Origin of the sequence: Vibrio cholerae ATCC 14035 (assembly GCF_000621645.1) — a bacterium.
Taxonomy (GTDB): Bacteria; Pseudomonadota; Gammaproteobacteria; order Enterobacterales; family Vibrionaceae; genus Vibrio; species Vibrio cholerae.
In genome coordinates this window covers 47,512-72,440 of the sequence record NZ_JHXR01000020.1, presented here as the reverse complement: position 1 = coordinate 72,440, position 24,929 = coordinate 47,512, and the positions used below count along the sequence as shown (strand labels likewise).

At 45.1% G+C, this 24,929-nt stretch carries 22 protein-coding genes and 1 tRNA gene; 6 read left to right on the top strand and 17 right to left on the bottom strand.

The annotated features are described in order from the left end of the window. Positions 1-265 (top strand): helix-turn-helix domain-containing protein (locus tag T411_RS01000000119405; protein ID WP_032473808.1); only part of this gene is annotated, 265 nt, incomplete at its 5' end. Positions 266-1,167: 902 nt separating this feature from the next. Here T411_RS01000000119405 and T411_RS01000000119400 read toward each other — a convergent pair. From T411_RS01000000119400 to T411_RS0112165, 9 genes are all read right to left on the bottom strand, one after another. Then, positions 1,168-1,329: a YoaH family protein gene (locus T411_RS01000000119400; RefSeq protein ID WP_000459082.1), complete on the bottom strand. Its 162-nt coding sequence runs from the start codon at positions 1,327-1,329 to the stop codon at positions 1,168-1,170. A gap of 40 nt (positions 1,330-1,369) precedes the next feature. Then, positions 1,370-2,536: a conjugal transfer protein TraF gene (locus tag T411_RS0112200; protein ID WP_000822678.1), complete on the bottom strand. Its 1,167-nt coding sequence runs from the start codon at positions 2,534-2,536 to the stop codon at positions 1,370-1,372. 60 nt (positions 2,537-2,596) lie between these two features. Beyond that, positions 2,597-3,481 (bottom strand): DUF2861 family protein, encoded by an 885-nt coding sequence (locus T411_RS0112195; protein WP_000240569.1) that lies wholly within the window; start codon positions 3,479-3,481, stop codon positions 2,597-2,599. Between the two features lie 2 nt (positions 3,482-3,483). Beyond that, positions 3,484-4,140, bottom strand: a complete 657-nt coding sequence (gene vxrB / locus T411_RS0112190) for a response regulator transcription factor VxrB (RefSeq protein WP_000815041.1) — start codon at positions 4,138-4,140, stop codon at positions 3,484-3,486. Further along, positions 4,115-5,596 carry a sensor histidine kinase VxrA gene (gene vxrA / locus T411_RS0112185; RefSeq protein ID WP_000891056.1) on the bottom strand — a complete coding sequence of 494 codons (1,482 nt, stop codon included), beginning with the start codon at positions 5,594-5,596 and terminating at the stop codon, positions 4,115-4,117. The genes vxrB and vxrA overlap by 26 nt, the downstream gene beginning before the upstream one ends. A gap of 118 nt (positions 5,597-5,714) precedes the next feature. Continuing rightward, positions 5,715-7,091 carry a Re/Si-specific NAD(P)(+) transhydrogenase subunit beta gene (pntB, locus tag T411_RS0112180; RefSeq protein ID WP_001272521.1) on the bottom strand — a complete coding sequence of 459 codons (1,377 nt, stop codon included), beginning with the start codon at positions 7,089-7,091 and terminating at the stop codon, positions 5,715-5,717. Positions 7,092-7,102: 11 nt separating this feature from the next. After that, positions 7,103-8,641 (bottom strand): Re/Si-specific NAD(P)(+) transhydrogenase subunit alpha, encoded by a 1,539-nt coding sequence (locus tag T411_RS0112175; RefSeq protein WP_001165536.1) that lies wholly within the window; start codon positions 8,639-8,641, stop codon positions 7,103-7,105. A 292-nt stretch (positions 8,642-8,933) separates the two neighbouring features. Then, positions 8,934-9,212, bottom strand: a complete 279-nt coding sequence (locus T411_RS0112170; protein ID WP_000522485.1) for an HlyU family transcriptional regulator — start codon at positions 9,210-9,212, stop codon at positions 8,934-8,936. Between the two features lie 9 nt (positions 9,213-9,221). Beyond that, a complete protein-coding gene (locus tag T411_RS0112165) occupies positions 9,222-9,596 on the bottom strand; it encodes a late competence development ComFB family protein (protein WP_001177156.1) in 375 nt (124 codons plus the stop codon). Between the two features lie 472 nt (positions 9,597-10,068). On the opposite strand from T411_RS0112165, the gene T411_RS0112160 reads away from it, so the two are divergent. Beyond that, positions 10,069-11,190 (top strand): GGDEF domain-containing protein, encoded by a 1,122-nt coding sequence (locus T411_RS0112160; protein WP_001918554.1) that lies wholly within the window; start codon positions 10,069-10,071, stop codon positions 11,188-11,190. Here the strand turns inward: T411_RS0112160 and T411_RS0112155 are convergent. The 5 genes from T411_RS0112155 to T411_RS0112135 all read right to left on the bottom strand — a co-directional run bounded on the left by T411_RS0112155 (position 11,187) and on the right by T411_RS0112135 (position 16,329). Continuing rightward, complete coding sequence (locus T411_RS0112155; RefSeq protein ID WP_001882407.1) at positions 11,187-12,167, bottom strand: Solitary outer membrane autotransporter beta-barrel domain; 981 nt, start codon at positions 12,165-12,167, stop codon at positions 11,187-11,189. The two genes, T411_RS0112160 and T411_RS0112155, sit on opposite strands and share 4 nt — an antisense overlap. 77 nt (positions 12,168-12,244) lie before the next feature. Next, positions 12,245-13,813, bottom strand: coding sequence for a gamma-glutamyltransferase family protein (locus tag T411_RS0112150; RefSeq protein ID WP_000090763.1), 1,569 nt, complete (start codon positions 13,811-13,813; stop codon positions 12,245-12,247). Positions 13,814-13,909: 96 nt separating this feature from the next. Continuing rightward, positions 13,910-13,984 (bottom strand) — tRNA-Gly (locus T411_RS0112145). Between the two features lie 123 nt (positions 13,985-14,107). Beyond that, the gene (locus tag T411_RS0112140; RefSeq protein WP_000350040.1) at positions 14,108-15,493 is read right to left on the bottom strand and encodes a transporter substrate-binding domain-containing diguanylate cyclase; all 1,386 of its coding nucleotides are present in this window, start codon (positions 15,491-15,493) and stop codon (positions 14,108-14,110) included. 293 nt (positions 15,494-15,786) lie between these two features. Beyond that, on the bottom strand, positions 15,787-16,329 hold the full coding sequence (locus T411_RS0112135) for a DUF3332 domain-containing protein (protein WP_000682162.1): 543 nt from the start codon (positions 16,327-16,329) through the stop codon (positions 15,787-15,789). A 422-nt stretch (positions 16,330-16,751) separates the two neighbouring features. On the opposite strand from T411_RS0112135, the gene T411_RS0112130 reads away from it, so the two are divergent. From T411_RS0112130 to T411_RS0112110, 3 genes are all read left to right on the top strand, one after another. Then, on the top strand, positions 16,752-17,984 hold the full coding sequence (locus T411_RS0112130) for an L-lactate MFS transporter (RefSeq protein ID WP_000034190.1): 1,233 nt from the start codon (positions 16,752-16,754) through the stop codon (positions 17,982-17,984). 353 nt (positions 17,985-18,337) lie between these two features. Then, complete coding sequence (locus T411_RS0112115) at positions 18,338-20,695, top strand: fatty acid cis/trans isomerase (RefSeq protein ID WP_001911907.1); 2,358 nt, start codon at positions 18,338-18,340, stop codon at positions 20,693-20,695. 212 nt (positions 20,696-20,907) lie between these two features. After that, complete coding sequence (locus T411_RS0112110; protein WP_001025949.1) at positions 20,908-21,093, top strand: hypothetical protein; 186 nt, start codon at positions 20,908-20,910, stop codon at positions 21,091-21,093. Between the two features lie 60 nt (positions 21,094-21,153). Here T411_RS0112110 and T411_RS0112105 read toward each other — a convergent pair whose 3' ends face one another. Next, positions 21,154-22,236, bottom strand: a complete 1,083-nt coding sequence (locus tag T411_RS0112105) for a site-2 protease family protein (RefSeq protein WP_001911906.1) — start codon at positions 22,234-22,236, stop codon at positions 21,154-21,156. Between the two features lie 192 nt (positions 22,237-22,428). On the opposite strand from T411_RS0112105, the gene T411_RS0112100 reads away from it, so the two are divergent. After that, positions 22,429-22,995, top strand: coding sequence for a PhnA domain-containing protein (locus T411_RS0112100; protein WP_000102409.1), 567 nt, complete (start codon positions 22,429-22,431; stop codon positions 22,993-22,995). Between the two features lie 149 nt (positions 22,996-23,144). Here T411_RS0112100 and T411_RS0112095 read toward each other — a convergent pair whose 3' ends face one another. Further along, positions 23,145-23,333, bottom strand: a complete 189-nt coding sequence (locus T411_RS0112095; RefSeq protein WP_000035884.1) for a hypothetical protein — start codon at positions 23,331-23,333, stop codon at positions 23,145-23,147. 303 nt (positions 23,334-23,636) lie between these two features. Then, positions 23,637-24,593 (bottom strand): TerC/Alx family metal homeostasis membrane protein, encoded by a 957-nt coding sequence (locus T411_RS0112090; protein ID WP_000074640.1) that lies wholly within the window; start codon positions 24,591-24,593, stop codon positions 23,637-23,639. Positions 24,594-24,929 lie beyond the last annotated feature (336 nt).

Genomic DNA, 24,929 nt, shown 5'->3' with positions numbered 1-24,929 from the left:
CGGCGTTGGAAAAAATACCTATTTAGCTTATGAAAAAGGCACACAATCACCAAAACTGGAAACTGTAGAAAAATTAGCAAAATTCTATGGTGTACCAATAGCTGAACTTGTCAGCGATAGCGAAACAAACATTGACGAAAAGCTGAAATCGAAAATCCGAATGATTGAATCACTTGATGAACCAGAAAAAGAGTCATTATTCATTTTGATGGAGGCTTTGCTGATGAGAAGTAAGAGTCGAGAAATACAAAAAGAATTTAGGTAGGTAATCAAAAGACTCGCTAGCGCTCAAACACTGGCGCGCTACGCTTGCGAATACAAGGTGAGTATCACAGGCTCTGTGGGATTTACCCCCGTAATACTAGACGGGGGTCTACCACAGCGGACAGGCTCTAACAACGCGACTCCGCACGCTACGTCGCTTATGTTCTCACCTGCCGCTGTCGCAGTATAAGAGGCTTGCTCGACTCTCGCCGCGCCTTGGGCGCTGAACGTATCCATGACAAATGCTGTTACCCTCTGCGTGTGCTGAGACTTCCAAATGGGCTTGGCAGGACGAAGGGAGTTTTTTCTGGCGCTATCAGAAAGAGGATCATTTCACTGACGGGAACGCTTGAGCAATCAAGCGAACTTCTGCGAGTGCTAAAGCAGCTTTGGATATGCAGCAGCATCAGAGCGGCGAGCGCTGAGCCTAACGTTAGGTCTAGTCCCTGCGGGGCTGAGTTACCGCCTTAATGCGTATTACTCGCCATTATGTTACGGGCTCACTTTGGCAGAACGATCCAGCAAGCTGCCCACGTTCTGCTGCAAGTGAGGCCGTCAGTGCTGGCGCAATGGTACTGACGACTGCCCCTCAACATAATGCCGCGCCACATAATGCGCATTAAGTGTTCGTAGCATTCTAATCATCAACTCGTGACGTTGCAACCTTATCAGTTGATTATGCTGGTGTTTCAATGTGGTAATTATTTAGTGTAATTTAATTACACACGAATCATTTCTCCATAAGAAAATCGAAAGCAGGTAGCACAATGCTCTCTTGCAACCTGTTGTTTTAATGGTTAAAAATTACAAATGAACGAGCGGTGGCGTGTTTTTAGCAGGTTTGGTGTATGAAAAATTGGCTACGATTATTACCACCGTTAAAGCGGATAATAAAAAAGGCACTCAATGAGTGCCTTGGTTTTGCGCTTTTTTATCCTCTCGGATTTGCTGGGCAACAATCTTGATTGCCTCTCCGGTACTGATGCCTTCTGCCATCAGTTTTTGAATTTTCTCTACGGCGACTTGCTGTTCAGCGTGAGTTAATGTGGGTAGATCATCAAACATAAATAAGGCTCCTTAAAGGAGCCACACTATAAAGAGATGCTTAATAACTCGCAAGAAAGTTGATATAGGCACCCATAGCATTTTCATTGGTATAACTTGCACCAAGATCCAATTGGAAGAGATTCAATGGCGACAAGCCAATACCAGCCGTAACCGTTCCTTCAGTATTATCGTACGCGAGGTTTTTGTTGTACCCTGCCCTCAATTTTAACTGACGCATGATATCGATTTCGCCACCGACGCGGATCATTTGTGTGTTGTCTTTGAAGTCTTTGTAGCGCTCTTCTTCATTAAGGTCGTAGTCCACGCTTAGTGTGAAGTAATCAGCAACAATCCCAGCCCCCACCGTGTACTGCGGTTTCATATCGTATGAGTATGAGATAGGATTGCCTGAGACGGCAGAAGTGATCGTTTTGGTTTTGATTTCGCGAGAAATTAGGTTGTTTGCAGCAAAACCAATGCGGATTGGGCCGTAGAACCATAATGCACCAGCATCCATGTTGAAAATGGTTTCTCCGTTTCCATTATCACGGAGGTCCTTTATATCATAGCTATTTAGGCTTGCTTCGTAGACATAGGTATACACTCGTTGCAACTTCGGTGTAATACCAAAAGCGATATGCTGCCCAAGGAAAGTTTGGTATTTGGCTAAAGTAATACCGAGTTCAGTAATTCCGACAGAAACGGCATTTACCGAACTCGCTTTTGCGCGCTCTAGCTCACAAAGATCATCCGCACAGACACGGCTATCAATAATCGGTGAAACAAAGGATTCAGTGTAGGCTTTACCAAAAACGTTAGCAGAAATAAATTGGTTAGGAATGGCAAAAGCTACTACACCGCCGAGTTCGGCATTCAGTACGTCCCCTTGCATTGCGGTTAGGCTCTTATTTAATTCGCCAATATTGCTGTAATCACCTTTAGAGCTTTGGTTGATGATGTCAGACACCTTATCCAAATCAGTAATGAGGTCATTGGGATCGTTATAAGACAAACCAATACTCGGTAAAATCATACCTGCGTCATCATTACGGCGATAAATGGCTACCAGAGCTGGGTTGTAAAAAGGGCCAGTGAGAAAGTTACCTGATACAACCCCGACACCGCCCATAGCATCTCCGCGTGCTTCAACTGCATAATTTGCACTGAAGGCGAGCGGAGATGTGAGAACTAATGAAAAACCAACAGAAAGAGAAATTCTTTTCATAATGATATAAGCCTATTCGTCCTTTTTATTCTATAGCGGCATATTGTCCAATATCTTCAGCTATTCCTCTACATTAACATCATAGGTTTTGCTAATAACTTGAGATTGTTCAATAGCTAGCGGTCCTTGCCAACGTTGGTGAATCATAGAAACTGTGACAATGTAACGATCTGACGGTAACGAAACGTTATCTAACGTGGTTGGGTAATCCGATTCATAACTCTCACTCCAAATCTGTTTATAGTTACCATCAATATGATCAAAGACTGAAATAGATAATTTCGGTAACGGACAGTGTGAATTAAGCAATTCGGTCTTCTGAATCTGCCACTCATCTTTTGATGTCCAACGCACCACTTGCTTGGCTATAGTGTCGCCAAAAATGACCCATGCACTCCATGATTCCTGATCTGCGGCGGTAATATCGATGCGATACAACCCTGCACTCAATGGGTTCGTCAAATTATAGCGTTGAGCATAGGTATAAATGTTTGTTGTGACACTGTCGCTTCTATTGGTAAGCGAACTGTCGGTAGAGACGACTTTATCCACCCATTTGGTTAGACGAATATCGGTAATAGGAACTTTGGTTTTGGTATCAATCGCAACTTGATAAGCATCTCGTCCAGGGCTTTGCACATCAACTCGTCGAATGGTCACTCCCTGGATCCAATCTGGAAATGGCTTGTTATCTAGCCCTCGACCGCAATCCACGCTTAAAGACTGAATCAATAAATTGTTCAGATGTGTTTTCAGGTTTTTATTTTTTTCAAGCTGCCACACTTCCACCAATGAGCTGAACATACTTTCTAAATCATTGTTTAAGAGATGTTGATGAGCTTGAGTTAACGGGGTGTTCTTTTCAAACCACCCCGTTGGATCAGCAAAAGCAGGCGTGCTGAGTAGCATGCCTGTTAACCATAAAAGAGGATTTGGCTTAACCATGATCACGCTTTCATTTTGTAACCAACACCGCGTAGCGTTTCAATTTCAAGCCCAGGCAACTTTTGGCGCAGCTGCAAAACGTGAGTATCTACGGTGCGCGTCGTCGGGAAATGGTTATATCCCCATACGTGATCCAGTAATTCATCGCGAGTAAATACTCGGCCTAAATTACTCGCTAAAAAGAGCAGTAAATCAAACTCGGTTCGAGTTAGGGTGATCGATTCGCCATTGAAGAAAACTTCACGAGTCGCTTTATCAATTGTTAAGTTAGACGTCACCACTTTACTGTCATCTTGCCCACTATCTGGTGAGCGCAGCTGTGCGCGGATACGTGCAAACAGCTCAGCTTCTGCAAAAGGTTTAGTGAGATAGTCGTTTGCGCCTGCATCAAGGCCAGTCACTTTGTCTTTTACTGTGACCAATGCAGTTAAAAGAATCACTGGGATATCTTTAATTTTTTTCCAATCCATTAGATGCTGTACAGAATCACCATCAGGCAGTTGGCGATCAAGGATAACGAGATCCGCCTTGTCCCAATGCTGTTTCACATCTGCGATCGTTTCTGCATGTAAACAGTCATAACCGGCTTGCTCTAAACTGACGAGTAGACCGTCAGCGAGGTTTTTATCATCTTCAACGAGAAGCAGTGTCTGTTTCACAAGGTATCTCCAAAATAAAAGTTGTCGGTGGGCCTTCGAGTGACATTTTTCCGCCCATTCGTCCCACCATTGATTCGACAATGGTCAATCCAAGGCCTAAGCCGCTTTTGCTCACAAATGGTTTGCGTAAATGACGCCAATCACGGTGAGTCAACGAGCCTTGGTCGGTCACTTTGAAAGTGACTAAGTTAGTTTGTGTTATCACTTCGAGAGTGACAGGTGCAACGCCGTATTTGACAGCGTTACGCAATAAATTATCCACACAAGTTCCTAGCCAATAAACATTGAGTTTGGCAGCGATATCTTGATTAAGTTTCAGAGTCACATTACCACTAAATTCTTCTTCGACTTTATATTGTAGCCACTCCTCCACCGAAGGAACCCAATCTGACGCGAGTGGTTTACTGTCAGACTGCAAATAGTCTTTACTCGCTTCGGCGAGTTGGCGCAATCGTCGGGAATCTTCACACAATCGACGAAACTCATCGTACAGAGATTCGGGCAAATGCTCAAACTCACGTCGAAAGCCTTCAACGGTGAGTGACAAGCTCGCGATTGGGGTTCGCAGCTCATGGGTGAGAATTTGCAAAATGAGCATCCGACTGCGCATTTCTTGTCGTTTTGAATTCCAACGATACCCAGACCAACCAAGCACAAGGAAGATATTGGCAATAACAAGAATGATCATGCTAGTTCGTAAAAGATCTGAATGATCTTCCACATCCCAACAGATGTTGCCACGCTGAATAAAGCAGGTGTTATCTGCTGATAGCAAGCTATAGCTTAACCCAGCTTTATTGGCATTGGTTAACCACGTTTCTTCATTAAAAAGGTAGTAGATATCCCCTTTTCTTAACCATAAATCACTACCGGAGCCAAACATGGATGCACCAGACACCAAAGCATTGATCGCATCTTCACCCATATTTTGTAAGTGGTACAGTAAGGTTCCCTCTGCGGCATTGGGACGCTCTTGGATGTGCATGTAAGGCAGCAAGTTCGCAAACTGGGCTGGGTATTTTTCCGCATAGCGAAATGCGTAAGTTCCACCGCCAGGATGAATCAAACCACTGCGGGCAAACCAGCGTGGTGACAAGCTGGAGCCTTTGCAGAGTGAACGAGTAAACACCAAAGGTTCAGTGATCAATGGGCTTAACGGCAACTTGCCTGTACAACTTTGTGCCAATTTATAAAGCAGTTGAATATCTTTAAGCGGATATTCAGACGTTTGCGGCAACATGCTATCTGGTGTTAATAAGCGCGTGGGGAAATCGGTTTGAATCGATCGGATATCGTAAGACGTCGTCGCAGAATTATAATCAAAGAGCGAAACAAACAAGTCGATGCGCTCAGGAAGCGAATCGGCGTGAACTGGATTCGGTAACATGGCAAAACATAAGCTTACCAAGGTGAGATTAAGCGCTCTTATCAAGGGAATATTGGTTTTTTCTAACATGCAAAAACTATAACGCATTATCCGGTAAAGAGATATTCGAGTGTTATATTGATGTCAATAATGACAGTCTACAAAACAAAGAAGCCAGCATTATGCTGGCTTCTTAACGGCGTCGATTTTATAGAGCTTTGGCTATCGAGTCGACACTCTCCTTTGCATCACCAAACAACATCATGGTGTTCTCTTTAAAGAATAAGGGGTTCTGCACGCCTGCGTAGCCTGTATTCATTGAGCGCTTAAAGACGATAACGTTTTTCGCGTCCCATACCTCTAACACTGGCATCCCCGCAATTGGACTATTGGGGTCCTCAAGTGCCGCAGGGTTTACGGTATCGTTAGCGCCAATAACCAATACAGTATCGGTATCAGAGAAATCATCGTTGATTTCATCCATCTCCAATACAATGTCATAAGGTACTTTCGCTTCAGCGAGGAGTACGTTCATATGACCTGGCAAACGCCCAGCGACTGGGTGAATACCAAATCGTACCGTAACACCTTGAGCTCTAAGTTTTTCAGTAATTTCATACACGGGATATTGCGCTTGCGCGACCGCCATACCGTATCCCGGTGTGATGATGACTGACTTCGAGTTTTTCAGCATTTCAGCCACTTCTTCAGCGCTGGTTTCACGATGCTCGCCCTGCTCTTCATCGCTACTGATCACGACTTCTTGGCCAAAACCGCCAGCAATCACACTAATGAATGAGCGGTTCATTGCCTTACACATGATGTAAGACAGAATTGCACCCGATGAACCAACCAACGCACCAGTCACAATCAATAGATCATTGGCTAACATGAAACCCGCCGCTGCCGCTGCCCAACCAGAATAGGAGTTAAGCATAGACACGACCACTGGCATATCTGCGCCACCAATCGACGCTACCAAGTGATAACCAAAAGCAAAAGCGATTAACGTCATCACAATCAGCGCAAACACACTGCCATCGACATTCACAAAGTGGATCAGCAATAAGCCAGAAACGACTAATGCCGCCAGATTGAGTTTGTGTTTGTGAGGAAGATTAAGTGGTGTGGACTTGATGATGCCACGCAGTTTACCAAACGCAACAATAGAACCAGTAAAGGTCACGGCACCGATAAAAATACCGAGAAATACTTCAACCAAGTGGATCACATGTTCCGCGTGGGTAGCGGCCTCAGGGGCATCAATGTAGCTGTTAAAACCTACCAGTACCGCGGCCATACCCACAAAGCTGTGCAGTATTGCAACCAGCTCTGGCATTTCCGTCATTTCCACTTTCTTTGCGTAATGAATACCAATACCGCCACCGATCACCATAGCCAGTAAAACCCATGCGAGACCTTCAGCGTTGGGGCTAAAAATGGTTGCCAGTAAGGCCATTGCCATACCAGCAATACCATAGTAGTTACCCATACGAGCTGACTCTTGTTTTGATAAACCCGCCAAACTCATGATAAAAAACACGGCAGCAACAATGTACGCTGCTTGTACCAATCCTGCAGACATTGCGTACTCCTTTAGTTTTTACGGAACATTTCAAGCATACGTTTGGTAACGGTAAAGCCACCAAAGATGTTGATGCTTGCAATTAAGACGGCGATGAAAGCCAAGAAAGTCACAATACCGCTGCCTTGACCAATTTGTAATAATGCCCCTACTACAATGATGCCAGAAATCGCGTTAGTCACTGACATTAAAGGTGTGTGAAGAGCATGAGTTACATTCCATACCACGTAGTAACCCACGACGCAGGCCAGGACAAACACAGTAAAGTGTCCTAAGAATGCGGCTGGTGCGACAGAAGCTACCCACGCAAACAGACCGACACCCACGGCTAAACCAACCAGTTTTTTAACAGGAGAAGTCGGCTCTGGCTCTTTCTTCTGCGCTTTAGTCGGTTGCACTTTGGCTTTTTGCTGAGGCTGTGCGGATACCTGAATAGGCGGCGCTGGCCAAGTAATCTCGCCGGCTTTAACTACGGTGACGCCACGCAGCACAACATCTTCGAAGTTGATGTCGATATTGCCGTCTTTTTCTTTGCAGAGTAGTTTTAGCAAGTTAACTAGGTTTGTTGCATACAGTTGCGATGATTGGGTCGGCAGACGCCCTACCATATCGGTATAACCGATCACTTTAACGCCGTTGTCTGTGGTAATAACCTGATCTTTGACTGTGTATTCACAGTTGCCGCCATTCGCTGCCGCCAGATCGACAATCACACTGCCCGCTTTCATGCTATCTACCATCTCTTTGGTGATAAGCTTTGGTGCAGGTTTTCCTGGAATCAGCGCGGTAGTAATAATGATATCGACATCTTTCGCTTGAGCGGCGTAAAGTTCAGCCGCTTTACGGTTGAATTCATCCGACATCTCTTTAGCATAACCATCGCCTGAGCCAGCAGTCTCTTGGAAGTTAACTTCCAAAAACTCAGCCCCCATAGACTGCACTTGCTCTTTTACTTCGGGACGAACGTCAAACGCACGGACGATAGCGCCTAAACTACCCGCAGCCCCTATTGCCGCTAAGCCAGCAACGCCGGCACCAGCAACAAAGACTTTCGCGGGCGATACTTTACCTGCTGCAGTAATTTGACCAGTAAAGAAACGACCAAACTCATGAGCGGCTTCTACCACTGCACGGTAACCCGCAATGTTCGCCATCGACGAGAGTGCATCCAATGCTTGCGCACGAGAGATACGAGGCACCGCATCCATCGCCAGTACGTTGATGTTTTTACTTGAGAGTTTTTCCATCAAAGCAGGATTTTGGGCTGGCCAAATAAAACTTACGAGTGTCGCGCCTTCCTTAAGAAGAGCAATTTCGTCATCTGAAGGAGCATTGACTTTGAGGATAAGTGGGCAAGCCCAAATCTCTTCACGTGAGCCGATCGTAGCGCCGGCTGCGGTATAAGCGGCATCATCGAAACTGGCAAGCGCTCCGGCTTTTGATTCGATACAAACCTCAAATCCTAATTTAATAAGCTGTTCTACCGATGAGGGAGAAGCAGCGACTCGTGTTTCACCAGCGAGTTGTTCTCTTGGTACACCAATTTGCATAGCGGTTCCTTGACTATTGGCACAATGATTATCTGTTTTTATCGGACGATGACATGAACTGCAAGCTGTTTGTAATTCAATTACGAAGCTTGGTTACTTTTAATGCCAAGTTGAGACTGATTGTGTGAAGTCTGTTAGATAATTACAACGGATTTCACACAAAACAGAGGTCAAACCAGTTGTAATTATCTTTTATAAAAACAGATAGTTAGATTATGCCAGTATTGAAAAGAGCCTAAGCATAGCCTCTGGCATAAGTGATATTCATGATATTTATCAATATCTGGGTGTGTTAGGAAAAGATTTGGCCGGACATTTGGTCGATAAATAGCTGCGCTTTCTTGAGCATCAACTCTTCCGCATCCGCTTTATTAGAAACCAAATCAGAGCGAATAAAACGATGGGTTTTCAACTCACCATTGATTTCTTGTGTGATTCGACCTGCAACCCGAAACTGTCCGTTTTCAGAAATGGGCTCTTGATAGATCATAAAACCTTTATATTCGATGGGTTCTACCTGAACCGGCTCTTGCTGCTTTGGCTTACCAAAAAGGCGCGAAAATAATCCCACTTTGATTCCTTACTTATGGTGCTGAACTTGGTTGACGATCGGAGTTTCAAACCACTCCAATTCGGCATCATCATCAAAACGCGCATGTGTGAAAATCACGGGCACATCACTGTCTCGATTACGACGCCGATCATTAACTATCATGGATTCAGCAGCTTGAACAGCGATCAGAGCATGATCTTTAAGAATAACCAGTTTGGCCTCTGGCAATGCAGAAAGAAAATCGATGTCATGGCGAATATAGATAGGTCGTAATTGGCACAAAGCCAAGCAGGCCAAATCAGCGAGCTGATCTTGGTCGTAAGTCTCTGAGTATTCAGGTTGCCCAAGCACTTGGCCAACCAGAGTTTCCATATAATTATGAACATCTTCGCTCAATTGCATCTTGTTTCTCCTGCTAAACCGTCAAAACACTACGTTTCATTGCACTTCTCATCGATAGTGACCTTGTTACTTGAAGCTGCGTCAGGGTCGGCAAGCTGCAATGACAAGCTGCAACGGCAAGTAGCTTGTGTATAGATTGTAGATTCTGCACGACGCCATGAGATCACTGTAGCCGAATCTACCAAACTTTATCTTTAATCAAGCCTATACTTGTCACAATATACTTACGCAATAAGCATAGTTTTCATCACTGAACTTGAGTAAAAAGCTTGGAAATTCACGAAATCAAAGTATCCTTGGTTACAATTTTTAATTGTAGAATTATCATTAATTCAATGTAGAACCTCAGGAATTCATGTCTTCTAGCTTTGTTACTTCACCTTGGTTCCGTTTCGGTTTTCCTCTATTGCTGCTGGTAGCCATTTGGCTAGGCTTGAGCAATGTGGTATTGGTGATAAAGTCTAACTTAGGCATGGCGGTCAACCTCCCCTACATTCTCTTTTTGATTGCGCTAACCGTTGCTCACATTTTTAAACAAAGCAGAATCGCCATGGTAGCGATGACGATGTTACTGGCTTACTGGTTGATCCAAATTCGACTTCAAACGCCTTTAACCGTCAATTCCACCATGCTTGAACTCATTATGCTGAGCTTGCTTTTGCCTGTGGCCTGTTTTTTACCTTACGCCTACAAGAATGCTGGATTATTCAGCAAATCCTTTCTCAGTTACTTGGCTATTTTATTGCTGTTCATCTTTTGGGCTTGGCTGACCCAGCTACACATAGGTGAAACAGACCATTCCAGCCTCACCGAGGGAATATTTTTCGTTGTACCGCAAATTTCTCGCTTACCCTTGGTGGTTGTTGCCTATCTTGTCGCACTCGCAGGTATTGCTGCTATCTCGGTATTAACGCGCAATCAAATTCTTGATGTTGTGGTTTATAGTTCGATTGTATTGAGCATGAATGCGTTTGTGCTGTTTCATGTGCCTTATATTTCCACCATCATGTTTACCTTATCTGGGCTGCTTATTCTGGTTTACCTCATTTCCGCGGGCTATGAGATGGCATTTAACGACCCACTCACCCAAATTCCTGGTCGGCAAGCGCTTGATCAGGATTTAAAACATATAGGTCGAAAATTTACCCTCGCTATGCTCGATGTCGACCATTTCAAGAAGTTTAACGATACTTACGGGCATGATACGGGGGACGATGTATTAAGACTGGTTGCCTCTCGATTACGTGAAATCAACGGTAAAGCACGAGTTTACCGCTATGGTGGTGAGGAGTTCTCGATTATTTACAAAGGAAAATTGGCAAAGGAGGTTTTGCCTTTCATCGAGGCCTTACGGCAGGATATTGAGTCCTACGAGTTGGTGATTCGTGACACCAACCAGCGCCCGAAAAGTCATGCTGAAGGTGCAAAAAAACGCAGCCGAAAAAGTAACAGTGACATTGTCACTATTACCATCAGCATTGGCGTGTGTGATTCTGAGCTGTACCGCCATCCTATTGAGGCACTCAAAGCAGCGGATGGGGCACTTTATAAAGCGAAGCAAGCTGGGCGCAATTGTGTCAAAGTCGCTAGCTAATCTTGGTTGAAAAACAGCACAATGCTCCCGCCCTTGAATGCACTACCATAGTTAAACGTCAGTCCTAAGCCAATATTGTCAACGAGTTCCATCTCAAAAGGCGGTGTCATTAACCAACCAAAACTCGCCTCATAATAATTGGATGTCCCTAACGGCTCTTGTGGTGTACTACCCACATCAACTCGCTTAATACTGCCATAAATTGATTGAACGGAACGGCCAAGCTGAGTGAAGTCATAAACACCCGTTAAGGTGTTGGCGATATACCACCCTTCTGGATTACCCACTTCACCATTATTGGCTTTACCCCAACCGTAGCCACCAAAATAGTGCCATGCCGATGAGGCCTTCCAGCGACCCCAGCTTTTTTCTTCTTCGTACTGAATCTTAAGATTCGTCTCGACCAAGTTTGCCCAAGCATAAGTGTTAACCAGTAGCCCATCTAACGGCGAGAAGAGCATTTTAAATTGGGGGTTGTTATAGGTCACTGTGTTGCGGTAATAGAGTAGATGCGTTCCAATCGCCGGCGTCAAAGTCCAGTGATCGGTTAGTCGATATTGATAACGATAAAATATCGCCCCGCCCAGCACCGATTGACGATAGCGCTCCGTTTCCCCGGGCATATTGGCAATACTCAATTCATCATCAATGACGGAGGCGGAAAGACGAAAGAAAAGCTGATGCTGGTGATATGCCTCTTCCTCACTTAAAGCAAGTGTGATGGGGAGCGTACTCGATTTATATTTCTTGCGGTTTTCAATCGATTCAGGTGTACCCAAATTGTCATTGTCGGTTTTAAACCAATCGTTAGGATCAAAATTGTTGAACCCTGCAGTAAAAACATCACTATCCGACAAAACCACACTTGATGAGAAAGCTTGCTCAAGATGTTCTTGAATAAAATCATAGCTTTTTGCCGTTGCAGAAAACGACATCACAAGTAAACATCCAAAGCTTAGGCGTAAGGGTAACTTCATCAAATCTTGATTCTCATGTTACTGTCGGGTTCTAAATAATAATCGACTTAACCGGCATAAGGTACTGTTTACGGGAATTATTCCAGCCACAGTTGTAATGCAGCGCCATCACTGCGAGGATCGCTTGCGACTTCAAGGCTGGAATCCGTACCAACAACAATCGCTCCTGCATGCCCCATCAATTCAATACCATCGGGAACCGAATTGATTTGATGACCGCGGGCAGACAACTCAGTGCCGAGTTGCCCCATCAAAGACGACTCCATCTGCAGTTTTGTCGTGCTATCTCCCCACGTTCTCCCCAATAACCAACGGGGTTTTGCGATCGATTGCTCCAGTGAATCGCCTTGATATAGGTAACGACTGATCAAACAGGCTTGAGTTTGTGGTTGGCCATCTCCGCCCATGGTTCCGTAAACCATTCTTCGGCCATCTTTAAGCTCGGCATAGGCAGGATTCAAGGTATGAAATGGCTTTTTACGTGAGGCCAGACAATTGATGTGTTCGGGATCCAAAGAAAAACTTTGGCTACGTATGTTCCAGAGCACTCCACTAGAAGGTAGAACAACACCGCTACCAAACTCCCAGTAAATACTCTGAATAAAACTTACCATAGTGCCATATCGGTCTACTGCGCCCATCCAGACAGTATCACCAAGTTGCGTTTTTTGCGGCCAAGCTGCAGCTTGAGAGAGATTTACCTTCTCTGCAAGTTTATCGACTCGTTCGGCAATGAGGTAATTTTGCAGCGCGGTCGGAATGTATTTTTCATCAGTAACCGCTCGATTACGAATATCAAACGCAATTTTGGTTGCTTCAATGAGCAGATGGACATGATCGGCTTGCGATCTCGCCTGATGCGCCAGTCGATCATAAATTCCCAGAATCAATAACGAGGCTAACCCTTGAGTCGGAGCCCCCAGATTATAGAACTGGCCTTGGGACATATTATGAGTGAGCGGAGTAACGATACTGGCTTTATGCTGGATAAAGTCTGCTAAACGTAGGGGGCTTCCTGCCTCTTCCAACTCTTTAGCCATTTGTTGAGCTAACTCGCCTTGGTAAAAAGCGTCAAGCCCAAACTGGGATAAATGGGTCAATGTCTTCGCCAGCGCCTTTTGCGTGACAATGTCACCGACTTTGAGCGTATCTCGAAAAGGATTCAAATAGATTTGTGCAAAAGGTTCTAACTTAGCTAATCGGTTCCACGTTTTATGACTTGCCGCGGCAAGACTCGGAGTGGTAAGAATTCCCTGCTCTGCCGCTTGAATTGCAGGACTAAGCAGGGTTGAGAGAGAAATCCCTGATGAAAAGAGCTGCAACGCCGTTTGCCAACCCGAAATGGTTCCCGCCATCGTCAGTGCTGCGGCACCACCTTGCTGTGGTAATCCTTGGGCAGGGTCATAATCCGTCAGAGCAATACTCTGCGCCGAAGATCCGCACGCATCAATAGCAACAGGCGGTTTGTCTTTAGCGGCAATAAGCCAAAAACCATCCCCACCAATACTATTCATGTGGGGATATTGTACTGCGATCATCGCCGCTGCTGCGACCATAGCCTCACAAGCCGTTCCACTTTGGCGAAGGATATCTAAACCGGTTTCACTGGCTTTGTGATGGGGAGCCGTAAACGCAATTCGCGCCATAATTTACCTCGTAACAAAATGCACGAAGTTAACTTAAGCTTTTTGATTTATTCAGGCTATTGTACGTTGGTAGATATGAGGTAATGTGCAGGATATTGGAGCGGGCAGCGGGAATCGAACCCGCATCATCAGCTTGGAAGGCTGAGGTAATAGCCATTATACGATGCCCGCGCATCGAAGAGACGCCGCTACTATGCCACACTCTTACGAAAAGAAAACCCCTTTTTAATCATTTGCATGCTGTTTGATTATGAGTTGAGCAAACCATCCAATTTTCGACTAAAAAGAGTGCAGTTATGACCAGGTACGAAAGACAACCTGGTTCTTTCCATTCCGCTTTCCTTCGTACATTAAGCTATCGGCATCGTGCAAACTGAATGGCCGAGCTGGGTGTAGGTAAAATGCACAGCCTAGGCTGATGGTGAGTGACAGAGAGTGTTGGGCATTCACTACCCACTTTTTTTCTGCAACTCGTTGGCAAATTCGCTCAGCTAACTGCTGCGACTCTTCTGCATTTTTACCACGCGCTACAATAGCAAACTCTTCACCACCAATCCTTGCAAAGTAGGTATCCGATGCTAAAGCTTGTCGCACACACCCAACCACGAAACAGATGGCATTATCTCCTGCGCCATGCCCAAAGCGATCGTTAATGGTTTTGAAGTCATCAATATCAAAAACCATCAACGTTAAGCTGCCTGATCGTGTTTGTTCCGCTTCAAGATGTTCAAAAAACGAACGGCGATTAGCAATGTCCGTCAAGCTATCCGTTTTCGCTAAATAGGAGAGTTTTTGATTGGCTTCTTCAAGTTGCTGTGTTCGCAATCGAACGGTACGCCGTAGCTGAAGAGTATAAATAACGATACTGAGTAAGAGACCTGAAGCGAGAATCGGCATTAAGTAACGTGGATAAATCGTTTCAATATGAACCCATCGACTTAAAATACGGTTTTTCTCATTGCTACTTAATTGTGCAAACCCCTGCTCTACTTGCTCTAATAAATCCCTATTGCCTTTGGCGACCGCTGGACGTAATTCCTCTGAATAAAGAAACTTCACTGGCGTAAAATCTTTCGCGCCATTGGAAACCACTATATAGAAATTGGCGACCTGAGTATCGGCCACAAAACCATCTAATTCTCGTCGCTTTGCTGCAGACATCATCAATTCATTGTTGGCGTACTCAATCAACTTAAGTTGAGGATATTCTCGTTGCATGAACTCTTGTTCAAATCCCCCTTTTACTACACCTAATGAGACGTTAATGGCCCCCGATAGCAGCGTATCCAATTTATCGCCCAATAACGTGCGGTGTACGTAGAGTTGTGTATCGATTGTCAGTAAAGGTTCTGCAAAATCGAGATACGCTAATCTTGAAGCAGAACGGATCAAACCAGCTTGAACATCGGATTTGCCAAGCTTCACCGCTTCTAGGGAATCATTCCAATCCATCAGTTGGAATTCAATATCGACATGATTCGCTTCACCAAAAGCCAACCAAAAATCAATCAATATGCCAGAAGGCTGTCCCTGTTCATCCAAATAAGAATAGGGTTTCCATGCTTTTGAGTTGGCAATAGTCAAGGTTTGGCGCTCTACAGCCTCACTCATTGATCCGAATAAAAGCGGCCAAGCAATCATGAGAAGCAGAAACAGTTTGGTCGAAAAGCGATGATCCATTCGCTCATATCCTTTGTAAGTCACATTATTGGGCGATGACGGTGGCCAGTATTAAATGAAAGCAGGTGAATAGAAAGTATGGCGCTGACAGCAGGGGAATACAAACGATCAGTATCGACTAAATGAAAGATTTTATTGCAACGTAAAAAGCAACCTTTTGATTATGAGTGATCTTTTCCACACCTCACCGAGGTGTGAACCCTCCTTGGCTCTTCATCATAACCTGTTGCGGCTGAGGTACTGCTCGCAGACTGAATGCGCAGTCGGAACCAAACCATTTGCCGATCAAACGATCAAATTTGGCTTGCCTCGATATAAGCATTGAGCTCTTGCTGGCTAACAACGGTAAAGAGTTCACCATCTAGATAAAAAGTGACCTCATCTTGACCTTTTTCGCCACGCAATACTTTATGACTGCCATCGACATAGGTCACTTCCATCTGAAGCGTATGCGAATCAAGTTGTTCTAGCGTTGCTTTTTCGATCGGGCGCACTTGTGCTTTCAGTGGTGCTTCTGTCAAAGAGCGATCCAATTGACCATTGACTTTGATAATCGCTTTGGCAGGAATATCAACAACCGCTGGCGACTTTCCTGAAATTGGGTTTTTACCTGTCCAGAACTCAATCGAGTTAAAAATAAACAGGTCGGCAGTACTGGTTAAACCATAGACGGGTGAAAGCAGCAAAAACAGGCCTTCACGGGCGTAACGGTTATCCACCACTTCTAAATTGAATTTATTGACCAGTCCGGTCGCTGCCATTTGTCCCATACATCCAGTTAAGGAAGTGACACCCAATACTGCGATTAGCGCCATTTTTAGTGCATTATGCTTCATATCAATCTCCACTTATTTGAAAAAGGTGGGCGATAGTAGAGGCTTTTTTCAATTTTTGAAGGGGGAAGAAAGTGAATTAACCCTATTTTGACCAAGTGCTTTACTTATTAGTCAAATCATTTAATAAACATATAGTTACAAACAAGAAGCTAACATTACCCCACTTAATGTTTACTGATGATTCATCACGCTGAATGATTGGGTTGACTCACTAAAAACCACCACATTTCTTCACAAATACAACAGTGATGAAACAAGCGAAATTTATTTTTTATCCGTCTTTAAAAAGTGATTCCAATCACAAGGCTATTGGTTATAATCCGCGCGCTTTGCCAGAATTGTTGAATTTTGCAAAGTTATTTTGAACAAATATCCCAGATAACGGGGTTGTCTATCCTAATTTTTACTGAGTATCACAAATAATGAGCAAGATTGATAAAGCTATGCGCATTCTGCTGGCGGGTTTCTGTATCAACCTTTGTCTTGGCATTCTTTATGCCTGGAGCGTTTTTAATAAAGCCCTAGTTACCGACTTTGGCTGGAGTGCAGCGGATGCCTCTTCCCCTTATGCTATTGCAACCATCGCTTTTTCTGTCTGTCTTTTAGTTGCTGGCATTCTGCAAGACCGCATGGGTCCACGTAATATCCTGATTTTAGGTACCACCTTAACGGGTTTAGGCATGATTGCCTCAGGTTTTGCTTCTTCTGTTTTGATGCTCAATCTCACCTTCGGCGTGATGACGGGTGCAGGTATCGGTTTTGGCTATGCTTGCCTCTCCCCGTCCGCTATGAAGTGGTTCCACCCAAGTAAAAAAGGCATGGTAAATGGCCTGATTGCAGCGGGTTTTGGTCTGGCAGCGATTTATCTTGCGCCACTGACATCAGCCTTGATTACTCATTTAGGCATTCAAACCAGCTTTATGATTCTGGGCGCGGGTGTACTGGCGATTGCGGTACCGCTCGCCTGTACGATTAACAACCCACCAGCGGGTTATGTGCCTGCTGAGCCGAAACTGAAAGCCGGTCAAGAAGCAAAAGTAGTCGCCAAAGTCGCCAACTTAAGCTGGAAAGCCATACTGAAAACACCTCAGTTTTATGCATTGTGGCTGATGTATGCTCTTGCCGCTTCTGTTGGTTTGATGATCATCGGTAACATCACGAACATCGCTAGCGTGCAAGCAAACCTACCAAACGCGGTATACCTTGCTTCAATCTTGGCGATTTTCAACTCAGGCGGTCGCATTGCTGCGGGTATCTTGTCAGATAAAATTGGTGGCGTGCGTACTCTACTGCTGGCATTTTTGCTGCAAGGTGGAAACATGGTGTTGTTCGCCACGTTTGACTCAGAATTTACCTTAATCATCGGCACGGCGATTGCCGCCGTCGGTTACGGTACGCTACTGGCGGTGTTCCCATCGATCACGGCAGAATTCTATGGCTTGAAGAATTACGGCACCAACTATGGCGTACTCTACACTTCATGGGGCATTGGTGGCGCGATTGGTGCTGCAGTCGTGGGTTACTCAATGACTCATGGTGGCGGCTACAACTTGGCATACACCATTTCCGCAGCAATGATGGCCGTGTGTATCCTGCTTGCTCTGATCACCAAGCCTATTTCAGCGGAGAAAGTGGCTCAGTTGCAAACCGCCTAAGCAGCGTAAGCTTGTGTATAAATAGCCTGACCCAGTCAGGCTATTTGCATTTCTATCCCCTTCCGACTTGAAGCGCAGCGGTGTTGGCTACGTTCGTTCACCCCAATCACATAGTCTATTTATGCTCATGGGGATTATGAGAGCCATCCTTGGCTCTCACCAAAGGCCAGCCGATGGCTGTGCAAATTTGTTCCAGACAAATTTGTCACTCACTTGCCGCTACCTGCAACTCCAAGTGGTTTGGGTATACACTTGTTTCTTTAAAGCAAGCGGAATGAAAGTGCACCGTGAGTTGGACATCTCCCCTCTTCCTTTGCTTTAATTCACCCATTCTCTTCTTGAATTTTGTCATTATGAATTTCAAATCTTCGATTCTGTTGCTGCTGGCCACGATTTTCTCCGGTTGCGCTATGTACGCAGGCATCAACTATGATCAGCTCTTTGGCACAGAGCAGGTACGTGAGCGACAATTGCCTTTGCACTCTAGCCAAGCTCAGCATTTTTTAAACGAAGTAAAACCCATCTTAGATAACCGATGTGTCGTCTGTCACGCCTGTTACGATGCCCCCTGTCAGCTCAAAATGACCTCGGCTGAAGGCATTGATCGCGGGGCGAGCAAAGCGTTGGTTTATCAGGGAACTCGGCTGACGGCCGCTACTCCAACTCGTCTCTACGAAGATGCTCAGTTAACCCAAGAATGGCGAGCTGCTGGTTTTCATCCCGTGCTGAATGAGCGAGATCAAACCGCGCAAGCCAATCTTGATGCTGGGGTGATGGCACGTTTGCTGATGCAGAAAGAGCGTCATCCACTACCACAGCAAGATCAGTTACAAGGATTTGATTTTTCAATTGATCGTGAGCAAACCTGCCCAACGATCAACGAAATGGATCACTTCGAACAAGTGAATCCTAATTGGGGAATGCCCTTTGGTATGCCGAATTTATCCCCCAAGGAGTACGCTACCCTGCTCTCTTGGCTACAAGAGGGAGCAGTGATGAATCAAGCGCTCCCGCTGAGTGCGCAAGAACAAGCTTTGGTTACGGAATACGAAGCCTTGTTGAATCACAGCTCGCGTAAAAATCAGCTCGCAGCACGCTATATCTACGAGCATCTATTCCTCTCACATCTGTACTTTTCAGAAATAGCGCAGGAGCGGCCTCGTTTCTTTAAACTCATCCGCTCCAGTACTCCACCGGGTGAGCCTGTAAAGCGAATCGTGACGCGTCGTCCGTACGATGATTCGGGCGTTGAGCGAGTCTATTATCGCCTTGTGCCAGAACAAGAGACGATTGTCGATAAAACCCACATGCCTTTCGCACTCCACAAACAACGGATTGCGAACTGGAAACTCTGGTTTATTGATGCGGATTATGAGGTTGCCGAGCTTCCAAGTTATCGTCCGGATATTGCCGCAAACCCGATGTCCGCGTTCATCGACCTTCCCGTTAAAGCGCGCTTTAAGTTTTTGCTCGATAATGCGCAAAATACGGTGATGGCCTTTATCAAAGGCCCAGTGTGTCGAGGCCAGTTGGCGCTGAATGTGATTAACGATAGATTCTGGGTCTTCTTCCTCGATCCTGAGAAAGCCGATCTTCCAGAAGTCAACGAATTCTATCGCTCACAAGTCGACAATTTGAAGCTACCGGCTGAACAAGAGAATACGGCACTGCCGCTGAGTAACTGGGTACGTTATTCGCTACAACAAAGCCGTTATCTCGAAGCAAAATCTGAATTTATTAATCAATGGTTTAAAAATGGTACGCACCTTACCACGGACATTATTTGGGATGGAGCGGGCACAAACCCTAATGCCGCATTAACGATTTTCCGCCATTTCGATAGCGCATCTGTCGTGCAAGGATTGGTGGGTGAGCCTCCCAAAACCGCTTGGATAATGGATTATGCGCTGCTTGAGCGCATTCATTATCTGCTTGTTGCTGGTTTTGATGTATATGGCAATTTCGGACATCAGTTGATTACTCGTATGTTCATGGATTTTCTGCGCATGGAGGGTGAGAGTAATTTTGTTGCCCTGCTACCACGCGATATGCGCCATCAGGAGTTATCTAGTTGGTACCAAAATCAAAGTGTACAGTTTTCCGATTTCTTGCAACGTAACGTAAAACCCTTTGATCAGCCAACCAGCGTTAACTATGTGACTGATAACCCGAAACAGGAGCTGTTTGCTAAACTCCGCAAGCAAGTACAGTCGGTATTGAGTGATCGATACGTGATAACTCAAACGGGATTCAAAGCCGAACATGAGTTTGCTTTGCGCCAGATAGATCATCTGCGTGGTGAAGGTTTGCTGCCCATTCCACAATTGATGATGTTGATGATTGAAAGTGAACAAGGTAAACCGCAACTGTTTACTCTCATTCACAACAATGCCCACACCAATATCTCGAGCTTGTTTGATGAACAGAACAACCGCGACCCCAAAAATGATAATTTGACTTTAGTGCGCGGAGTGGTCGGCAGTTATCCATCGGCGTACTTAACACTGAAAGAAAACCAGATCCCGGAGCTGTATCAACGCCTAGTGGCGATGAAGTCAGAGCAAGATTATGTCGCCCTATTGGATCGTTTTGCAGTACGCCGCAGCTCACCCGAATTTTGGGCATTTAGCGATCTTGTGCATCAATGGTATCGCCAAGATCAACCCATTGAGTTTGGTTTGCTCGATTACAACCGTTTCGAAAACCGTTGAACCAAGTTCTTCCCCTTAAGAAAAAATTTTCTTAAGGGGAATCCTTTGTACACATCCATACGTGTCAAGCAGTGCTATTCATTTTTACTCTGGCCGCGTGCTATGAAATAAAGGGGATAGGCTAAACTTGTCCTAGATGGGATAGAATCCATTATTGTGTTGTCCTAATGTTTGACATGCACTATGCAGAGAGCCATCACAGGAGGTATTGGATGAACATTCGTGATCGCATCGAAGCCATTGAGCAAGAAATTTATGTGGCTTGCTCAGAAGGAGATTTGGCAACGGTCAACTTACTCGAACAGCAATTGGAGCAGCTACGCGGTAAAGCGCAGCCTTGGTCTGATGAGCCTTACGCTCCTGAAGGACGAGATTACTGGGATAGTGACTGGCGTTGATGCCTAATAGCTAATAGACAGTTAATGAAGCCGAACGTGAATCATTCGGCTTCCTTTTAATTATGTGCCCAGAATCAACAACGGCAGGCTTAGCAACGTATCTCCTGTCGAAGCAAAACCTATGATGATGGCAATCAATCCACTGACTAGAGCAAAGTACCAGACGGTGGACACCATTTGTGCATAACGATTGAGAGGTAACAAATGGCTGTGATGGCGCTGACGCCACTCAAAAACAATATCTAGTGCGCCCATCAAAAGTAAGAACCCAAACAGGGTTAAGCCCAAGCTGTAACTTAACGCAATCCCACCAAGAATCGCGAGCACACAGAGGATTACCCCCATTTTACTGTTCATCGAAAAGCTCACGCTTTTGAGAATGTGCCCGCCATCCAGCGGTAAAACAGGCAATAAATTAAACAAATTAAGAAACGCATTAAATACTGCCAGCGCTGCCCAGAAAGGCGAATCCGTCACCCAGTACACCCCAACGAGCAACAAGGACAATAGGAAACCAAAACACGGTCCCATGATCGAAATCACCACGTCTTGCCAACGGGTATTGATCTTTTCATCGCTGAGGGCGAGTCCACCAAGGAATGGCACTAGATAGATGCCTTTGGTTTTCATGCCAAAATATTTCATGGCTCTAACATGGCCATACTCATGGAAAACCAAACAGCCGATCAGGGCGAGCGCAAATTGAAACGAAAAAAGCCAAGAGTAGGCGGCCAAACTGGCCGATGCCATGACCACTTTGATCATTTTGGCACTTTTGAGTGCTTTCATCGCTAAAGAGACAAGGCCGATAACACTGAATCGACGTTCTACCTTAGGGGCCTCATACGGTGTTTGGCGTTCAACATCCTTTTCACTGCGCATGCCTTGCGCCACAAGCTCACCGTTGAGTTTGGTTTGGTACTGTAACTGAAACGGTTGCCAAGTCAGTGCGATCTCGAGACAACACTCCAACACATGCTCCCCTTGAGTCAGTTGGAAATGGTGTTGAATATCCCCTTCATACTGTTCTTGTGCTGGGCGCTGAGCAACCAAAATGTTGTCCCAAAACAGTTGCTGCCAACCCGACATCGTCCCTTCAAGTCTTAGTGGCTTACCTAAATAATCAATGCAAAGCAGTTCCAAAGCTCAATCCAGTCGTCAAAAAATGATGCCGCATTATACCGAATGCCTTGAGAAGAAGCAGAAATTTACTCTTTTTGAGCCAAGTGATTGGCGCAGAAAAGCGGTGTTTTGCCTGAAATTACCGAATATCCCTTTAAATTCTGAGTTTAAAATGGATAATACGCGCTTACATTTATTTACAAGGTGGGTACTATGTCTACTGAAGCAACTTTACTTGAACGCTGTCAATCACAATGCGAGCTATGCGCGGCCTCTGCTCCTCTTTCTCCTTTTGTGGTTGCTCCGCATGCCCTCGTCACTGTCGATCACGCAGTGATGCTGTGTGACACCTGTAAAGGACAAATCGAAAACCCAGAAACGGTGGATATGAACCATTGGCGTTGTCTGAATGACAGTATGTGGAGCCAAGTTCAACCTGTTCAGGTTGTCGCATGGCGCCAACTGAAACGTATTTCTGAAACGGAAGGCTGGGCTCGTGATCTGCTGGATATGATGTATCTTGATGAAGAGACCGCTAAGTGGGCAGAAATTGGCATGGACGATGATGCGGAAAAACCACGCGATGTAAATGGTGTTGAGCTGAAAAAAGGTGACGATGTCACCGTCATCAAGGATCTACCAGTGAAAGGCTCAAGCATGGTTATCAAACAAGGTACTGCAGTACGCGGTATCGCGTTAACCGAAGATCCAAAGCACATTCAAGGTAAGGTGAACGGCCAAACCATGTACATCATTGCTGAGTATTGCCGTAAAAAGTAATCGATGATTGAGCGAGTGAAAGCTTAATTAAGATAATAAAGAAAAAGCGCTTTAGGCGCTTTTTCTTATTTGAAGCATATTCGTAGCAAATACGCCCTTCAAGAAACAAAAAAGTCGGCAAATGCCGACTTTTTAAACTCTATTTACGCTTAACGGTATAAACCCACATCTTTTTGGATGTGTGCTGACATTTCAGTCGCGTAGTAATGACGTGGCGCATTATCTACAAACAGAATGTCAAACAGATGAGCAATCAATCCTTTGAAGTTAACCGCGTAGGTTTTTTTATCCTTAGAGGTTGGGACTGTCATTGTTCCCATTTGCATTGCCTGAGCCATGATAGCCTCTCTTGAATCGGTAACTTACTTTGTTGAGGTGAATATTAGTCAATGCACATCTGGTTAGAAAATGACTAATTTTGACGGTTTGGATTACTAAAACTAATGAAACAATGCATTAACATGCTGCCATTTAGATATTCAACAAGTCACGAAAAAGTTCAAACTTTAAGCGCCTTTCACGCATAACTATTACGCCATTTTTTACAACACAAAAAACTTTAACAACTTATTTACTAAAAATATTTTTATCTCCCCATGACTCTACTCAACAACGAGGCACAGGGAGATAACATTTGAAATTTAAGAGACTTTCTCTGCGATGGGTTTGGATTGAGAACGCTCACGGAGTACAGACGCGATCACCGCCGTGCTCATGGTCACCAGTAGCACGCAGAGTGAGATCGGCGTTGGAATTGCCCAAGCTGAATCAACTAACATCATCTTCACCCCGATAAACATCATAATGAAAGCCAAAGCCGGTTTAAGATAGAAAAATTTATCCATCATGCCTTGAAGTACAAAATACAGAGAGCGCAGCCCCAATAAAGCAAACACGTTCGCTGCCAGCACTAAAAATGGCTCTTGGGTCACGGCAAAAATCGCAGGAATCGAATCTAAAGCAAACATCACATCCATAAACGCAATGACGCCAATCACAATAAACATCGGAGTTACCCACCACTGCCCTTGCTGCTTACAGATCAATGCATTGCCTTGATACTCTTTCGTCACATTGAAGCAACGACGAATCAAACGTTCAGGCAGTGGGTTAATCGACCCTTCACCTTTATCGCGCGCCAATTGGATCCCTGTCCAAATCAGAAACAGAGCAAACACGTATAAGATCCAGTGATATTGACTGAGCAGCTGCGCCCCCACGGCAATCATGATCGCACGTAAAACCAGCGCGCCGATCACCCCCCAAAGTAAAGCTCGTGGGCGTAAGTGCTCTGGCACTGAATATTGATGAAAAATAATCGCAAACACGAACAAGTTATCGACACTTAACGACTTTTCGAGCAAATAGCCGGTAATAAAAGAAAGAGTGGCTTTCTCGGCACTGTAGCTGCTGTGAGGGGCGTACCATTGCCAGCCGTAATAAAGGCTAATCGCAAAGACAAACGCGAGAAGAAACCAGACGATGCTCCAGATGGCCGCTTTTTTGATCGTGACATTCCCACTACGGGTTTGCCAGAGATCAACGGCTACAAGAGTTAAGGTAAGTAGGCCAAAGCCAAGATAAGTGATTGGGGACATATTTTCCTCCGAAAACGGAAGATCTTGCTTGGTCGCCAGACCTCAAGACCTTCCGCATACCAATGATTCCTGCAACAAATGCAGTATTGAATGCGTTGGTCTCGTCGAAGCGTTGAACTTGAATTCAGAGCTTATATTTGCCGGTTGAGTCAAACTCAACGAGATGACGACAAATAAACCTAAGGCGACTACTCCCCAAAACGTCGCCATTTTATGCCTGTGGTTTGACCGTGTCTAGTACAAAAAAAGGAGCCATATTCAATGACTCCTTCACGTTCGGCTTACCATTTTTCTATACACCATTGCGTAATGATTACACTCCCGCAAACGGCAATA

What these genes read in the sequence shown, in the direction of transcription:
- T411_RS01000000119400 (WP_000459082.1), bottom strand. Translation starts at nt 1,329, where the DNA reads ATGTTTGATGATCTACCCACATTAACTCACGCTGAACAGCAAGTCGCC.
- T411_RS0112200 (WP_000822678.1), bottom strand. Translation starts at nt 2,536, where the DNA reads ATGAAAAGAATTTCTCTTTCTGTTGGTTTTTCATTAGTTCTCACATCT.
- T411_RS0112195 (WP_000240569.1), bottom strand. Translation starts at nt 3,481, where the DNA reads ATGGTTAAGCCAAATCCTCTTTTATGGTTAACAGGCATGCTACTCAGC.
- vxrA (WP_000891056.1), bottom strand. Translation starts at nt 5,596, where the DNA reads ATGTTAGAAAAAACCAATATTCCCTTGATAAGAGCGCTTAATCTCACC.
- pntB (WP_001272521.1), bottom strand. Translation starts at nt 7,091, where the DNA reads ATGTCTGCAGGATTGGTACAAGCAGCGTACATTGTTGCTGCCGTGTTT.
- T411_RS0112175 (WP_001165536.1), bottom strand. Translation starts at nt 8,641, where the DNA reads ATGCAAATTGGTGTACCAAGAGAACAACTCGCTGGTGAAACACGAGTC.
- T411_RS0112165 (WP_001177156.1), bottom strand. Translation starts at nt 9,596, where the DNA reads ATGCAATTGAGCGAAGATGTTCATAATTATATGGAAACTCTGGTTGGC.
- T411_RS0112160 (WP_001918554.1), top strand. Translation starts at nt 10,069, where the DNA reads ATGGCGGTCAACCTCCCCTACATTCTCTTTTTGATTGCGCTAACCGTT.
- T411_RS0112155 (WP_001882407.1), bottom strand. Translation starts at nt 12,167, where the DNA reads ATGAAGTTACCCTTACGCCTAAGCTTTGGATGTTTACTTGTGATGTCG.
- T411_RS0112150 (WP_000090763.1), bottom strand. Translation starts at nt 13,813, where the DNA reads ATGGCGCGAATTGCGTTTACGGCTCCCCATCACAAAGCCAGTGAAACC.
- T411_RS0112140 (WP_000350040.1), bottom strand. Translation starts at nt 15,493, where the DNA reads ATGGATCATCGCTTTTCGACCAAACTGTTTCTGCTTCTCATGATTGCT.
- T411_RS0112135 (WP_000682162.1), bottom strand. Translation starts at nt 16,329, where the DNA reads ATGAAGCATAATGCACTAAAAATGGCGCTAATCGCAGTATTGGGTGTC.
- T411_RS0112130 (WP_000034190.1), top strand. Translation starts at nt 16,752, where the DNA reads ATGAGCAAGATTGATAAAGCTATGCGCATTCTGCTGGCGGGTTTCTGT.
- T411_RS0112115 (WP_001911907.1), top strand. Translation starts at nt 18,338, where the DNA reads ATGAATTTCAAATCTTCGATTCTGTTGCTGCTGGCCACGATTTTCTCC.
- T411_RS0112110 (WP_001025949.1), top strand. Translation starts at nt 20,908, where the DNA reads ATGAACATTCGTGATCGCATCGAAGCCATTGAGCAAGAAATTTATGTG.
- T411_RS0112100 (WP_000102409.1), top strand. Translation starts at nt 22,429, where the DNA reads ATGTCTACTGAAGCAACTTTACTTGAACGCTGTCAATCACAATGCGAG.
- T411_RS0112095 (WP_000035884.1), bottom strand. Translation starts at nt 23,333, where the DNA reads ATGGCTCAGGCAATGCAAATGGGAACAATGACAGTCCCAACCTCTAAG.
- T411_RS0112090 (WP_000074640.1), bottom strand. Translation starts at nt 24,593, where the DNA reads ATGTCCCCAATCACTTATCTTGGCTTTGGCCTACTTACCTTAACTCTT.